Consider the following 14032-nt stretch of genomic DNA (forward strand, 5'->3'; position numbering starts at 1 on the left):
TCCAGACCAGGACTGAACCATGGCACGCCCCGCTCTCGCCAGCATCGACCTCGCCGCGCTTCGCCACAACTATGAACGGTTGAGGGCGATGCACGGCGGCCGTGCCCTGGCTGTGCTGAAGGCCAATGCCTATGGGCATGGCGCCGTCCGATGCGCTCGCGCCTTGCGCGGCATGGCCGACGGATACGCGGTGGCTTTTCTTGAAGAAGCCGTGGTGCTGCGGGAAGCGGGAATCGACGCGCCTATCCTGGTGCTGGAAGGCATGTTCGACGAACGCGACTTGCAGTTGGCGCAGCAGTTCGGGTTATGGACCGTCGTGCACCATGAGACCCAGTTGCGGATGATTGAGCTCTCTGCCAGCGCAACCGGATTGCACGTGTGGCTGAAGCTGGATACGGGCATGGCACGGGCAGGTTTCGCTCCCGAAGACGCCAGCGAGATTTATTCGCGACTCGCTGCCACGGGTAAGCTCGCGCAAATCACGCTGATGTCCCACTTTGCGCGAGCGGACGAGCCGGACTCGGAGGCGACGACAAAACAGATTCAACGGTTCGATCGCGCGACCGAGGGAATCGCGGGCGACAGGAGCCTGTGCAACTCCGCAGGGATCCTTGCGTGGCCAGCCGCCCGACGCGAATGGGCGCGCCCAGGTATTGCGCTCTACGGCGCAGCCCCCATGCCGTCCGGCGAACCTGGGCTTTTTCCGGTCATGACCCTGGAGAGCCAGGTGTTTGCAGTACGCGAACTTCAGCCAGGCGACGCCCTCGGCTACGGTGCGCGTTTCGTGGCGACGCGGCCCACTCGCGTCGGCCTGGTCGCCATGGGCTATGCGGACGGCTACCCGCGCACAGCGCCCGAGGGAACACCGGTCATGGTGGATAGCCATCTGACGCGCATCATTGGCCGCGTCTCGATGGACATGCTCACAATCGATCTTACCGACCATCCATCGGCAGGGATCGGTAGCCGCGTCGAACTGTGGGGACCCAATGTCAGCGTGAACGATGTCGCCCAGGCCTCCGGAACTATCGCCTACGAGTTGCTGTGCAACGTCAAGCGCGTACCACTGCAGTATGCGCAGGAGCCGCTGCAGCAGCTTCCAGTTCGAGAATCCGCGCTGGCGTGAGCAGGAGGGTGTTCATCTGTCCGAGCCCACTCAGTCCGCCACGCTATCCGCTACGGGTGCGGCTGCGTCTGCCACGCTTACGGTCTGCGTTTGGCCGCTTGATGGCACAGTCGATGCACCATCGAACTTGCACAGGTAGCTCATTACCATGTCGCAGACGTGCTGCAGCCTGGCTTCCACCCTCTCCTTCTCGCCAAGATCCACTCCCAGCACAAATGACAGCGTGTACCGATTCGAGATGGAGTAGGAACCCAGCCCTGAGATCGACACATACAGGTCAACCCAATCCGCATCAGGACGGAATACCCCCTGCTGCTTACCGCGCTCCAGTATCTCCGCCAGCGCACTCCGCAACGGATTGAACATCACCGGAATGACCTTGGACTTCCGGATGTGCTCGGCCTTGTGCAGATTTTCCGTGCTTAGCAGTTGAATGAACTCCGGGTGCTCAATGAAGTGCCGGATGGTTTGCAGCACCAGCGTCTTCATGTCCTCGACGGGGTTGTCCCCCAGCAGCCCAAACTGGTTTTGCCGCTCCCTCATGGCCGAGTACGCACGCTCCATCACCTCGATGAACAGCAGTTCCTTGCTTTCGAAGTAGTGATAGACCAGGTTCTTGCTGATCTTGCTGCGCGCCACGATGCTGTCAACCCGCGCCCCGTCGTAACCCTTGGACGCAAATTCCTTGGCGGCCATCTGAAGGATCTTCTCCCGTGTCACCGCCGCATCGCGAGGTTTGGCTTTTCCGCTAGTTTTCGTCGCTGGCATATGGCTTGCCCTTATCGTCTGTTGTTTCGTCACTGGTCGCCACACTGGTGCAGCGCCTAACCAGTTGGTTAGTCTACACCGGTTTGGCCGCACCGCAAGGATGCCTGAAACCTAATACTGGCGCCGTATCGGTGCTACGTGAAAACCCGGGTTGGCACGCCTGAATCCGACGTCTATTGTACTGACTAGTTAGTTAATCGATGACCTTGATCACGATCCTCAGAGCCCCTGGAAGCAAACACCATGAGGCCAGCAACAGTCGCTAAGGCCTCTTTTCCCTGGAGTTGCACAATGCAAGTAGGAAGCAGCGCTGGCGCCCGAGTCGGGTGCGATATCGGCGGAACCTTTACGGACATCGTTCTTTCTTTGCCCGACGGACGCCTGTTCGTGAACAAGACGTCCACAACGCCGCACGACCTGGGTGAAGCCATCGTTACCGGCCTCAAGGCACTGATCGAGCAGGCAGGCATCCAGCCGGGCGACATCACGGAAATCGTCCACGGCACCACCACGGCATCCAACACCATCCTGCAGAAGGTCGGTGCCCGCACCGGCGTCCTGACGACTGCCGGCTTCCGCGACATCCTGGAAATCGGTCGCATCCGCACTCCCACCATGTTTGACCTGGGCTGGCAAAAGCCACAGCCCCTTGCTGCTCGTCGCTACCGTCGCGGCATCACGGAGCGCATCGATGCGCGTGGGAACATTGTCGTCCCCTTGAACATCGATGAAGTCTTGACCATTGCGCGCGGCCTGGTCGACGAAGGGGTGGAAGCCCTGGCCGTTTGCTTCCTGAACAGCTATATCAATCCGGTCCACGAACTGGAAACCAAGGCGAGCCTTGAACGCGAGTTCCCCGGCTTGCTGGTGACCGCATCGTGCGACGTACTCCCCGAGATCAAGGAATACGAGCGCACCAGTACCACGGTGGTCAACGCCTACATCCTGCCGGCCATGCGCACGTACCTGCGCCGCCTGAAGGACGACCTCGGCCGCATGGGTGTGACCGCCTCGCTGCAGGTCATGGCCTCGAACGGCGGCATGATGGGGGTCGATAGCGCTAGTGACAAGCCGGTCTTCGCCGTCGCATCGGGTCCGGCGGGCGGCGTCGCAGGGGCCGCGCAGATTGGTAGCCTTAGCGGTGGCAACGACCTTATCGTCTTCGACATGGGCGGCACCACCGCAAAGGCATCCATCATCACCAATGGCATTCCTTCGCTGACGAACGAATACGAATTCCGCGATGGCATCAGCGCACCGAGCCGCTTCGTGAAGGGTGGCGGCTATGTGCTGAAGGTACCGGCCATCGACATCGCGGAAGTCGGTGCCGGTGGTGGCTCTCTGGCAGGTATCGATGCAGGCGGTCTGCTGTGCGTTGGCCCGGAATCGGCTGGTGCGAACCCTGGCCCTGCCTGCTATGGCCGCGGCAACGACCGCCCCACCGTCACGGACGCCAACATGGCACTGGGCTTCCTGAATCCCAGCGCGCTCGCCGGCGGCAGCCTCAAAGTTGACCCGGCCAAGTCGAAGCAAGCGATTGACGCTCACATCGGCGAACAACTCGGCCTTGACACGCTGGCTGCCGCACATGGCATCCGCCACGTCGCCAACGTGAGCATGGCCCGCGCGCTGCGCGCCGTGACCGTCGAGCGCGGCCGCGACCCACGCGACATGACGATGATTGCCTTTGGCGGCGGCGGCCCACTCCATGCCGTGGACGTGGCCAAGCTGCTCGGCATCAAGCGGGTGATTGCCCCCGTTATGGCAGGCGTATTCTGCTCGGCGGGAATGCTCGGCGCCGATGCCGAGCACAATTTCGTCAAGGCCATTCTGCGCCCGCTCGCCCAATGCGATGCGTCGAGCATCGGTGTGGCCATCGAAGAATTACGCGTCCAGGGGCTATCGGTCCTCGCCCAGGAAGGCTACCCCCAGGATGCCGTCGACGTGGCCGTTGGCCTGGACCTGCGCTATGTCGGCCAAAGCTCCGAACTGACCATCCCGCTGCGCACCTGGACTGGCGAAGCAATCGATGCTGCTGCGCTCGCCCAGTTGGTCGAGGACTTCGCGGACCAATACCAGCAAACGTTTGGCTACAGCAACGAGGAGCCGCTGGAACTCGTCAATGTCCGACTGAGCGCCTATGGCCGTAGCAGCCAACGACTGAAGTTCAATGACATCCGGGTGGATGCCAGCGCGCTGCAAGGCGTTTCCGGCACACGACAAGTCAGCTTCGAGCGTGACCAACCGCCGTGTGAAACCCAGCTGGTGCCGCGCTCGGCCATCACGGAGGTGCCGCGCCAAGGTCCGCTGATCATCGAGTCGTACGACACCACTATCGTCGTGCCGCCTGGCGCCACGGCCCACGCGGACAAGATTGGCAACATCATCATCGATATCGCCCAGGAGCAAGCATGAACACGCAGTTCGATCCGGTCACCTTTGCGGTAGTGAAAAACGCGATGGACTCCATCGTCGACGAAGTCGCGTACACCGTCATCCGTACCGCCCGCTCGGAAATCGTCAAGGACGTGATGGACTATTCGGCGGCCATCTGCGACCGTCACGGCCGTATGGTTGCCCAGGCCAAGACCATTGCGCTGCACCTGGGTGCAATCCCCGAAGCCATGGCCGCCGTCCAGCAACGGTATGGCGACACGCTTCAGCCCGGGGACGCCGTCATCGTCAATGACCCGTACGAAGGCGGCATGCACCTGCCGGACATCTTCATGTTCGTCCCCTTCTTCTACCACGGCGAACTGGAGGGCTACTGCGTGGTGATTTGCCACCACACGGACGTCGGCGGCCGCGTTCCCGGCTCGAATGCCAGTGACTCCACCGAGATCTACCAGGAAGGCCTGCGCATTCCGGTTCTCAAGCTCTACGAAGCCGGCAAGGTCAATGAAACGCTTGAGCGCATCATTGCCCAGAACGTACGCCTGCCAGACCGCGTACTGGGCGACCTCAAGGCTCAATACGCTGCCTCGCAGATTGGCGTACGGGAACTGACTGCGCTGTTCGACCGCTACGGTCGAGATGATTCGCGCGCCTACCTGAACGAGTTGCTGGACTATGCCGAACGCCTCACGCGCGAGGAGATCAAAAAGTGGCCCAAGGGGACATACCGCTTCGTCGACTACATTGACGACGACGGTATGTCGCCCGAGCCGATTCGCATCGAGGTGGCCCTAACGGTCCATGATGACCATGTGTCGGCCGACTACACGGGTTCAGCGCCGCAAGTCCGCGCAGCTATCAACTCGACCTTGTCGTACACAAAATCCTGTACCTACCTGAGCGTCCGATGCGCGTTGCTCGGCGATGTGCCAAACAATGCGGGCGTGTTCCGCTGCATCGACGTTCATGTGCCCGAGGGTTCCGTGCTGAATCCATTGCCACCCAGTGCCGTTGCAGCGCGCGCCCTCACCGGCTACCGTGTGTTCGACGCGATGCTTGGCGCGTTGGCGCAGATTGTGCCTCATCGAATTCCGGCGGCGGGTGAAGGCGGCAACACCGTGGTCTGCCTCTCAGGAAAGAGTGACGAAGGCAAGCCCTACATCATCGTCGACATGATTTGCGGCGCCTGGGGCGGTCGACCGGCCAGCGACGGCATCGAAGCCATCACCAATGCCTCGCAGAACCTGTCGAATACGCCAATCGAGACGCTGGAGGCACAGCATCCCGTCCGCGTGGAAGCTTATGAACTGGTCGAAGACTCTTGCGGTGCCGGCCAGTACCGCGGTGGCCTCGGCATCCGCCGCAGCTATCGCGTTCTGGCTCCCGACGCCCAACTGCAACTGCGTGCAGACCGCATGAAGTTCTCGCCATACGGACTGGCCGGGGGCGAGCCAGCAAAGCCCGCCCGCAACCTGCTTCAGCATGGCGAGTCGGTGACCGACCTTCCCAGCAAGGTCGGCATGACGATCTCGCGCAACGACGTAGTCACCCATATCCAGCCTGGCGGCGGCGGCTTTGGCGACCCGATGGAGCGAGATCTGGAGCGCATCCGCGAGGACGTCTGGAATCACAAGCTGACTGCGGACTATGTCCGCGAGCACTACAAGGTCATCGTGGATCCCAAGACCGGCGAAATCGACCACAAGGCGAGCGACGCCCTGCGTGGCAGCACCATGGCCCAGGCCGCATAGATAAAGCGCGGCTCCCCCACCTATCCTGTTTGAAGTCACCCACACATGCCCCACGAGGAATACAACATGCGTTCATCGTTCATGAACCAGGTCCGCCGCATAGTCATGGCAGCCACGGCACTTGTCACAGTCGGCACCATTGCCGCCACAAGTGCCCACGCAGCCGGTGAGAAGCTTCTGGTGCGGATGGACTATTCAGCGTGGGGCATGCATGCCGCCATGCATTTGGCCAAGCAGAAGGGATGGTTCCAGGAAGCAGGTCTCGACGTGGAGATCCAGGACGGCACCGGCACCATCAACACGCTGCAGTTGCTCGCGGCTGGCCAGGCTGACATTGGGCAAGTGCAGCTTGGCACGATGGCGATCGCCAAGGAGAACGGACTCGACCTGATGTCCATCGCCGGGTTCGCACGCAAGGGTGACCTGGCGGTGTTGGTCGACGAAAAGCTCGACGTGAAGTCCGTGGCCGATTTGGCTGGCAAGAAGCTCGTCTGCTTCACGACGAGCCCGTGGGCGCCATTCATCGACCCGTACCTGAAGGCCAGCAACGTGCCGAAGTCCAAGACCAACATCGTGATGGTTTCCCCTAGCGCATTGATCTCGACCTATGCCTCGGGGAACAGCGACGGTTTCCTGTCGCAAGCCCCATTTGGTCAGCCCATGGTGGCAAAGGTGCGGCCGGCCAAGGTGCTTCTGCTGGCGGACAGCGGCATCAACTTCCCTAGCTACGGTCTTGTGACGACCCCGAAGAAGCTTTCGGAGCGCGGCGCCGCCATCAAGAAATTCACTCAGGTTCAGGTGAAAGCCTGGGAGTACATCTACGGTGGCCACGAGGACGAAGCCGTCTCGGCAATCGTGGCACAGCGCCCGAACGCCAAGCTCGACCCGCAGATCCTGAAGTCGCAAATCGTTGCATATCGCCAATTCTTCGAGAGCCCGACGCAGAAAGCGGCTCCGATCGGCAAGCAAAACGATGCAGACTGGGTGGCTGCCATTCAATCAATGGAGCGCGCCGGCGCAATCAAGCCCGGACGCAAGCCGTCTGACTACTACACCAACGCCATGCTGGCGAACTAGTTCGACGGAGGAGAGGAACATGTCAGCTTTCCTGCAGATTGGTCAACTCAACAAAATTTACCGTTCACAGCGGGACCCGCTTTATGCCCTCAAGGACGTCAGTCTCGATATCGAGGAAGGCGAGTTCGTAAGCATCGTGGGCCCCAGCGGCTGTGGAAAGAGCACGCTGTTGAAATGCGTGGCAGGACTGGAGCCAATTTCCAGCGGCCATCTCGCCTTGCAAGGCGACCCGATTGTTGGTCCGCCCTCGAACATGGGTGTCGTATTCCAGCGCGACCTGCTTCTGGACTGGCGAACCATCCTGGACAACGTGCTCATCGCGGCCGAGTTCCACGACCTGGACCGCTCCGACTATGAAGAGCGAGCCCGGTCAGTACTTAACCTCTTCGGCCTTGGCGCTTTCGCGAATCGGTACCCCTGGGAGCTGTCGGGCGGGATGCGCCAGCGCGCCTCCATCTGCCGTGCGCTGTTGGTGGATCCGCAACTGCTGCTGATGGACGAACCGTTTGGCGCGCTCGATCCATTTACGCGGGACGAACTGAACGAGGAACTCCAGCGCACCTGGATGGACACCGGCAAGACGGTCCTGTTCATCACACACTCCATCTCCGAGGCTGTCTATCTCAGTGACCGCGTGGTCGTGATGTCGAGAAATCCCGGCGGCGTTGCCGCCGTCATTCCCATCGAACTGGACCGCCCGCGCGGCCTGGCCGTTCGCGAAACCAAGGCTTTCGCCGATTATGTCTCCCAGATTCGCGGCATCTTCCGCGACCTCGGCATCTACAAGGGGTAAGAGATGAAATTCCTATGGAAACGTTCCGAGAACAGTCGGCTCGCGGTCCTTACTATGGTTGTTATCCTTCTGCTCTGGGAGGGTGGCGTCCGCTTCTTTGGCGTCAGGGAATTTCTACTCCCTACGCCCAGCAAGATCTTCACGGAGTTTTTTTCGCAGCCAGGCTTCTTGCTTCTGCAGAGCCTTGACACCCTGCAGACGACGCTGGCCGGCTTCGCCTTGGCAGTCTTGCTCGGTGTGGGGGCGGCGATTGGTATCGTGTATTCCCGCTTCCTCGACCGCACGCTGTATGCCTTGATGGTTGCGCTCAACGCGGTCCCAAAGGTCGCGCTCGCTCCGCTGTTCGTCATCTGGCTAGGTACGGGCTCCGCGCCGAAGATCGCCATCGCGATGTTGATTGCCATCTTCCCGATTCTTATCGACACGGTGCTGGGTCTGAAGTCGATCGACCCGGAGATGCTCAACATGGCAAGGGCAAACCAGGCTTCGCGCAGCAAGGTGCTCTGGAAGATTCGGTTCCCGAACGCGCTGCCGAGCATCTTTGCAGGTATGAAGGTAGGCATTTCCTTCGCGCTTGTCGGCACGATCGTGGGAGAGTTCGTAGCCGGTGAGACTGGCCTCGGACACGTCATCCTGGTTGCGCAGGGCAGCTTTAACACGCCTACCGTCTTTGTCGCGCTGGCGCTGCTGTGCATCCTTGGCGTCATCCTGTTCAAGGCCCTGGAGCTTGCAGAAGAACGCCTGCTGCCTTGGCATGCTTCGCAACGTGGTAAGCCGACTGCCGAATCCACTCCCTCTTCGAAGCCTGACAAGCAGCTACGTTTGCTTGCTGAAGCCAAGCGCTAGCTAGCTCCCCTTCACGTTGCTTCTGTTTGCTCACGTCTGATGAAACGTTCCATCGGACGTGGGCGCCGCCCGCTATGTCGAACTCTCGCGTCACTACGTCATCTTGAGCGTCCCTGACACGCCATCGAGGATTACCTTGGTGCGCAGGTGCGATAGCAACGAGCGAGCTGCCGCGTTTAGCCGAGCATCCGAGTGAGCAATGATCTCCATGTCGTACTCTATTGCCGGACGCAGATTAACTGCGGCTCCCCCGCGGCGAACGTGCTCCGCCGCCGTAAACGGATCCACCACGCTAATACCTACGCCTCCCAAAACGAGGTCACTTGCTGAAACCGATTGCTTCGTTTCTGCCACCACCCTCAGCTCGCTATTGGTTTTGCGCAGCAACCCTTCGAGCTCTTGCCGAATCCGGGAGCTCGATGAGAGCGCTATGAACGGATACTCAACGAGCTTGCTGAGTGCAATGGCTCCCTTCTGCTGCAACGCATGACCCGGCGGCAGGATGCACTGACAGTTTCCACTGATACGGCCAATTTTCTCAACGCCGACTGGATAGACGCCGGCAGCGACGAAACCAAGATCAATACGCATTGACGCAACCATCTGACCGATGGCAAGCGAGTGATCGATCTCCAACCGGACTGTGGTCTGCGGCATGTCCACACGTAAAGCTGCTATCGCAACCGCCATGCCAGCGTATCCCAGCGCCGGAAGACAACCTACGCTCAATCCGTTCTCTTGATTCTGACGGAGTTGCTGTGCGTGAAGTGCTATGTCCTGAAGCCCAATAAAAGACCGTTGGACCCTCTCAAACAGCGCGATTGCGTGCTTGGTCGGCACAACAGTTCGCCCTCGTTTGATGAATAGCTTCAACTTCGTCGCCTGCTCGAGTTCGGCTACGTGACGGCTGACGGACGGCTGCGAGATATCAAGTGACCGCGCAGCCGCGCTGATTCCGGCTTGGCTCATCACTGCGGCAAAGACCTCAAGCATCCGATGCGTCAGCTCACCCTGACTCATAGCTTTTTCGGATTTATCCATACCGTTTCGCTCGTTGATTCTATGTTCGGCGTAGCCTAGCATGAGGCAGATCAAAAGTACCCACACACTGCCATGAAGAAGACCCAAAGCCTCAGCCAAAGTGCGTATTCGGCCGCCGCAGCGGACGGCCAGGCTGAGTACGCCACCGTCATGTCGACGAAATCGACGACGATCCATTCCAGGTGGAAATTGCGGGCTGTCGGCGCAGCGTTCGCTGCCCTGCTGGCGACCCCGGCCTTCGCGGCTTACCCCGACAAGCCCATTCGTTGGATCGTCCCGGCTGCGGCGGGCGGCGGCGCCGACGCCGCAGTACGTATCGTGGCCAATGAGTTGGGGCGCCGGCTGGGCCAGTCCGTCGTCGTTGACAATCGACCAGGCGCCAGCGGTGCGATCGGTCTGGATGCGGTCGCGAAAGCTGCTCCGGACGGATACACGATAGGGACGGCCAACATCACGAACATCGTGCTGAACCGACAGGTCCGCCCAAAGCTTCCATTTGATCCCGACAAGGACCTCGTGCCGGTGGCAAAGCTGTCGACGCAGCCCAATGTATTGGTCGTCAACCCCAACTTGCCGGTCAAGAACGTGAAAGAACTGGTGGCGTATGCCAAATCCCACCCGACTGCCGTTTTCTATGCGTCTACGGGTTCGGGCTCCAGCCTGCATATCGCCATGGAAGCGCTTAAACAGGCCACAGGGATGCCCGCATCTCACGTGCCTTACAAGAGCGCGCCGGCTGCCGGGGTTGACCTGATGGCAAACAACGTTCAGGTCATGATCGACAATCAAAGCACGCTTGCTCCGTTTATCCGTCAGGGAAAAATCCGAGCGCTCGCGGTCACGTCGTCGCAGCGCTCCGCATTTCTCCCGCAAGTACCGACCGTTAAGGAGGCAGGCGGACCTGCATTCGAAATGACCGTCTGGGGCGGGGTTGTCGCGCCAAAAGGTATTCCGACGCAGATCATGAAGCGCCTTGGCGACGAGATCATGGCAACGTTGGGAAACGCCGAGGTTCAGAAGAACCTTCGCGAGCTGGGCTACGAACCAGACGCCCAAGGTCCGGAGAAATTTGCCGAGCTTATCCGCAACGAAAACCAGAAATGGGGGGCAATCATTCGCGCTGCGCACATCACTGCTGACTAGATCCTGTCGGCGAAGGTAGATGAGCGTTTCGGTCAAGAAAAGGAAGTGGGGTGGCTGTGAATGACTACGATGTGATCGTCGCCGGAGGCGGCATTGTCGGTGCGGCGCTTGCCTACGGCATGACAACGGCTGGCAAGCGCGTATTGGTGATCGACGGCGCCGATCTCGACGCACGCGCCGCCAAAGCGAATTTTGGCCTCGTCGGGGCGTTTGGCAAAGGCTTCGGAGCGCCAGCGTATCAGCGGCTATCCCGCGACAGCGTCGCGATGTGGCCAAACTTCGCGGCTGCCCTGGCTGCAGAAACCGGCATCGATGTCGAATACGAGAACCGGGGTTGTCTGCGTTACTGCCTCAGCGACAAGGAGTTCGCTCAGCATACGGAACGCATCGCAAAATGGAACGCCCAGATGCCAGAGGCTTCCGCCTATGCGCGCATGGTCGATCGGACCGAGCTCGAGTCACTATTGCCCTCCTCCAGGCTGGGTAAATCAGTGTGCGGCGCGGCCATCGGCGAGTCCGATGGGCATGTGAATCCGCTCAAACTGCTGTGCGCGGTCCTCCAGTCATTCGTGTCCAAAGGTGGGCGCTTCATCGGCAATCATCGTGTGGTGGAGATCAAACCGCGGGAGCGCGGTCGCTTTCGCGTGATTGCCGAAGGTGCGGAAGGAACTCGCTCATTTGAATCAGAGCAAGTGGTTGTCGCGGCAGGACTGGGCGCCACTGCATTGGCCGCCATGGTCGCCATTGAGGTCCCGCTCCGTCCCCAGCGGGGTCAGGTCATGGTGACTGAACGTATGCGTCCAATGCTGGACCTGCCGGCCAGCGCAATTCGCCAGACTCGCGATGGCACGGTAATGATTGGCGTGAGTCAGGAGGATGTGGGCATGGATCTCGGCACGACTACGGTAGTCGCCGCGCGCATGGCGAAACGTGCCGTGTCAATCCTGCCAGACCTTGGCCAGGTCAAGTTGGTGCGACACTGGGCCTGCCTACGCGTATTAACACCGGATGGCCTTCCCATCTACGCTCAGTCGGACGCTTTCCCTGGAGCGTGGGCGGCAACCTGCCATTCCGGAGTCACACTTGCCGCGCTGCATGCCGGCACGGTTGCACGCCTGGTCGCGAGCTCTGCCAAAGCGTTGCCAGCGAGTCTTCAACCTTTTCACAGTGAGCGATTCAATGTTCCGCAAGCTAACTAGCCCGAACGCTCCACGTGATCGGTTGACGCTCTACATCGACAATGAACCTGCCGATGCGTATGAGGGAGAAACCGTCGCCGGCGCGCTACTCCGCCAGGCCTCGGCTGTTGCGCGTACCACTCCCGTGAAAGGCACCCCACGGGCACCGTTTTGCATGATGGGCGTGTGCTTCGACTGCCTTGCCATCGTGGATGGGGTCGCCTCTACCCAGACATGTCTTGTCACGGTCCGAGACGGCATGCGCGTTGAGCGTCAGCATGGTCGACGCGACTCATTTTCACGAAAACTACCCGAGCAATGCTCGACTGGCACTACCGAAAGCAGTGCAATGCAAACTGAGGCGAAGTGATGAGCGTCGTAGACCTTTTGATCGTCGGAGCCGGCCCCGCCGGCATGGCGGCGGCTATCCGCGCGCGGGGCCTCGGACTGACCACGATGGTGGTCGATGAGCAGCCCGCGCCCGGCGGACAAATCTGGCGCGGTATCGAACGAGCAAGCGCGGACGGTATGGCGAAAGTGCTGGGCGCCGCGTATCAGCAAGGCGAACAGTGGGTGAGCCGATTTCGCTCCAGCGGAGCGATCTACGAACCAGATACGCGAGTCTGGCAAATTGAACGCGACGATACCGAAGCTTCGTCCAGCATCGCTGCAGCAGGTGGAGACTCTTCGCCCCAGCCTATGTGGCAAGTCTTCATGAGCCATGCTCAGCAAGCACGTCTTGTGCGCGCGCGATGCGTTCTCATTGCAACAGGTGCGCAGGAGCGTCCGACGCCGTTCCCAGGTTGGACATTGCCCGGCGTCATGCCCATTGGTGCAGCGCAAATTCTGCTGAAGACGTCACGGCAAGTTCCAGAGCATCCGGTCTGGATCGCAGGTAGTGGGCCACTTCCGTTGCTCTATATGACCCAACTCCTCAGTGTCGGGGGGAAGATCGCTGGGTGGCTCGACACGACACCACACGGCGGCTGGAGCCGCGCGTTACCACATCTGGGTACCGCAGCAGCAGCTTGGCGAGACCTGATGAAGGGCGCCTGGTGGCAGCTGGATCTACTGCGCGGGAAGTTCCCCATTTTCCGCAGTGTCTCCGACATCCGCGCGTTCGGCGACGATCGACTCCAGCAGCTCAAGTTCCGGACAGCTCAAGGAGGCCAGCAGTCGTTCGAAGCGCACGCCCTTCTCATTCACGAAGGCGTGGTGCCGTCCATCCACGTCACCCAGGCGCTGGGCTGCAAACACTATTGGAACGTCGCGCAGGCGTGCCTGGTCCCCGAACTCGACGAGTGGGGTGGAAGCAGCGTATCCGGAATTTTCGTCGCAGGCGATGGCGCGGGCATCGGCGGAGCCAACGCTGCGTGCGTTCGTGGCGAGTTGGCCTCCATCGGGATCGCCGCGGCGCTTAACAAGCTGACGGATGAGGCGGCAGAACGCCAGGCAACGTCACTTCGCAGGCAGTTGCGCTCACACCTCTCGATCCGTCCGATGTTAGATGCCATTTATCGGCCGCGCCAAGAGGTATTCGAACCGCCAGATGAGACCATCGTTTGCAGGTGCGAGGAATTGTCAGCGGCTGAGATTCGAGCATCGGCAAGGATCGGTGAGCCGGGTCCGAACCAGGTCAAGTCTTACACGCGAGCCGGTATGGGCCCGTGTCAAGGCAGACAGTGTGGCCATACCGTTGCCAATCTTATTGCCGCAACACAATGCCGCCCGGTTGCCGAAGTCGGGTTCTTCAAGATCCGCCCTCCCCTCAAGCCCGTAACCCTCGCTGAGATTTCGTCAATCCAGACGGACTAGTCTGGACATCGAGCGAGTACCCGCCTCGAGCGCAGCCCCCGGAGCGCTGTGAGCGTGCCCGATCCACAGGCCAGCCCTTGCCCTATATGACCCCAAGCGG

The 14032-nt window shown here is 60.7% G+C and carries 12 protein-coding genes; 10 read left to right on the forward strand and 2 right to left on the reverse strand.

The window, feature by feature from the left end; genetic code table 11:
* The first annotated feature begins 19 nt into the window (after nt 1-19).
* Nucleotides 20-1126, forward strand: coding sequence for an alanine racemase (gene alr / locus ACO550_RS17590; protein WP_315593262.1), 1107 nt, complete (start codon nt 20-22; stop codon nt 1124-1126).
* Between the two features lie 30 nt (nt 1127-1156).
* Here the strand turns inward: alr and ACO550_RS17595 are convergent, their stop codons facing one another.
* Complete coding sequence (locus ACO550_RS17595; protein ID WP_315593263.1) at nt 1157-1822, reverse strand: TetR family transcriptional regulator; 666 nt, start codon at nt 1820-1822, stop codon at nt 1157-1159.
* A gap of 363 nt (nt 1823-2185) precedes the next feature.
* On the opposite strand from ACO550_RS17595, the gene ACO550_RS17600 reads away from it, so the two are divergent.
* From ACO550_RS17600 to ACO550_RS17620, 5 genes are all read left to right on the forward strand, one after another.
* Nucleotides 2186-4309: a hydantoinase/oxoprolinase family protein gene (locus ACO550_RS17600; protein WP_315593264.1), complete on the forward strand. Its 2124-nt coding sequence runs from the start codon at nt 2186-2188 to the stop codon at nt 4307-4309.
* Entirely contained in the window at nt 4306-6039 is a 1734-nt protein-coding gene (locus tag ACO550_RS17605; RefSeq protein ID WP_315593265.1) for a hydantoinase B/oxoprolinase family protein, read from the forward strand. Before ACO550_RS17600 ends, ACO550_RS17605 begins: the two co-directional genes overlap by 4 nt.
* A gap of 66 nt (nt 6040-6105) precedes the next feature.
* Nucleotides 6106-7116: an ABC transporter substrate-binding protein gene (locus ACO550_RS17610; protein ID WP_315593266.1), complete on the forward strand. Its 1011-nt coding sequence runs from the start codon at nt 6106-6108 to the stop codon at nt 7114-7116.
* A 19-nt stretch (nt 7117-7135) separates the two neighbouring features.
* Nucleotides 7136-7909, forward strand: a complete 774-nt coding sequence (locus tag ACO550_RS17615) for an ATP-binding cassette domain-containing protein (RefSeq protein ID WP_315593267.1) — start codon at nt 7136-7138, stop codon at nt 7907-7909.
* A gap of 3 nt (nt 7910-7912) precedes the next feature.
* Entirely contained in the window at nt 7913-8755 is an 843-nt protein-coding gene (locus ACO550_RS17620) for an ABC transporter permease subunit (protein ID WP_315593268.1), read from the forward strand.
* Between the two features lie 93 nt (nt 8756-8848).
* Here ACO550_RS17620 and ACO550_RS17625 read toward each other — a convergent pair whose 3' ends face one another.
* Nucleotides 8849-9796: a LysR substrate-binding domain-containing protein gene (locus ACO550_RS17625; protein WP_315593269.1), complete on the reverse strand. Its 948-nt coding sequence runs from the start codon at nt 9794-9796 to the stop codon at nt 8849-8851.
* A 72-nt stretch (nt 9797-9868) separates the two neighbouring features.
* On the opposite strand from ACO550_RS17625, the gene ACO550_RS17630 reads away from it, so the two are divergent.
* The 4 genes from ACO550_RS17630 to ACO550_RS17645 are packed head-to-tail and all read left to right on the forward strand — an operon-like array spanning nt 9869 to nt 13932.
* The gene (locus tag ACO550_RS17630; protein ID WP_315593270.1) at nt 9869-10939 is read left to right on the forward strand and encodes a tripartite tricarboxylate transporter substrate-binding protein; all 1071 of its coding nucleotides are present in this window, start codon (nt 9869-9871) and stop codon (nt 10937-10939) included.
* A gap of 56 nt (nt 10940-10995) precedes the next feature.
* Nucleotides 10996-12138: an FAD-dependent oxidoreductase gene (locus ACO550_RS17635; protein WP_315593271.1), complete on the forward strand. Its 1143-nt coding sequence runs from the start codon at nt 10996-10998 to the stop codon at nt 12136-12138.
* A complete protein-coding gene (locus tag ACO550_RS17640; RefSeq protein ID WP_315593272.1) occupies nt 12119-12487 on the forward strand; it encodes a 2Fe-2S iron-sulfur cluster-binding protein in 369 nt (122 codons plus the stop codon). The genes ACO550_RS17635 and ACO550_RS17640 overlap by 20 nt, the downstream gene beginning before the upstream one ends.
* Nucleotides 12487-13932 (forward strand): NAD(P)/FAD-dependent oxidoreductase, encoded by a 1446-nt coding sequence (locus ACO550_RS17645; RefSeq protein WP_315593273.1) that lies wholly within the window; start codon nt 12487-12489, stop codon nt 13930-13932. Before ACO550_RS17640 ends, ACO550_RS17645 begins: the two co-directional genes overlap by 1 nt.
* Nucleotides 13933-14032: the final 100 nt, after the last annotated feature.

The sequence above is a fragment of the Cupriavidus sp. genome, assembly GCF_057315035.1.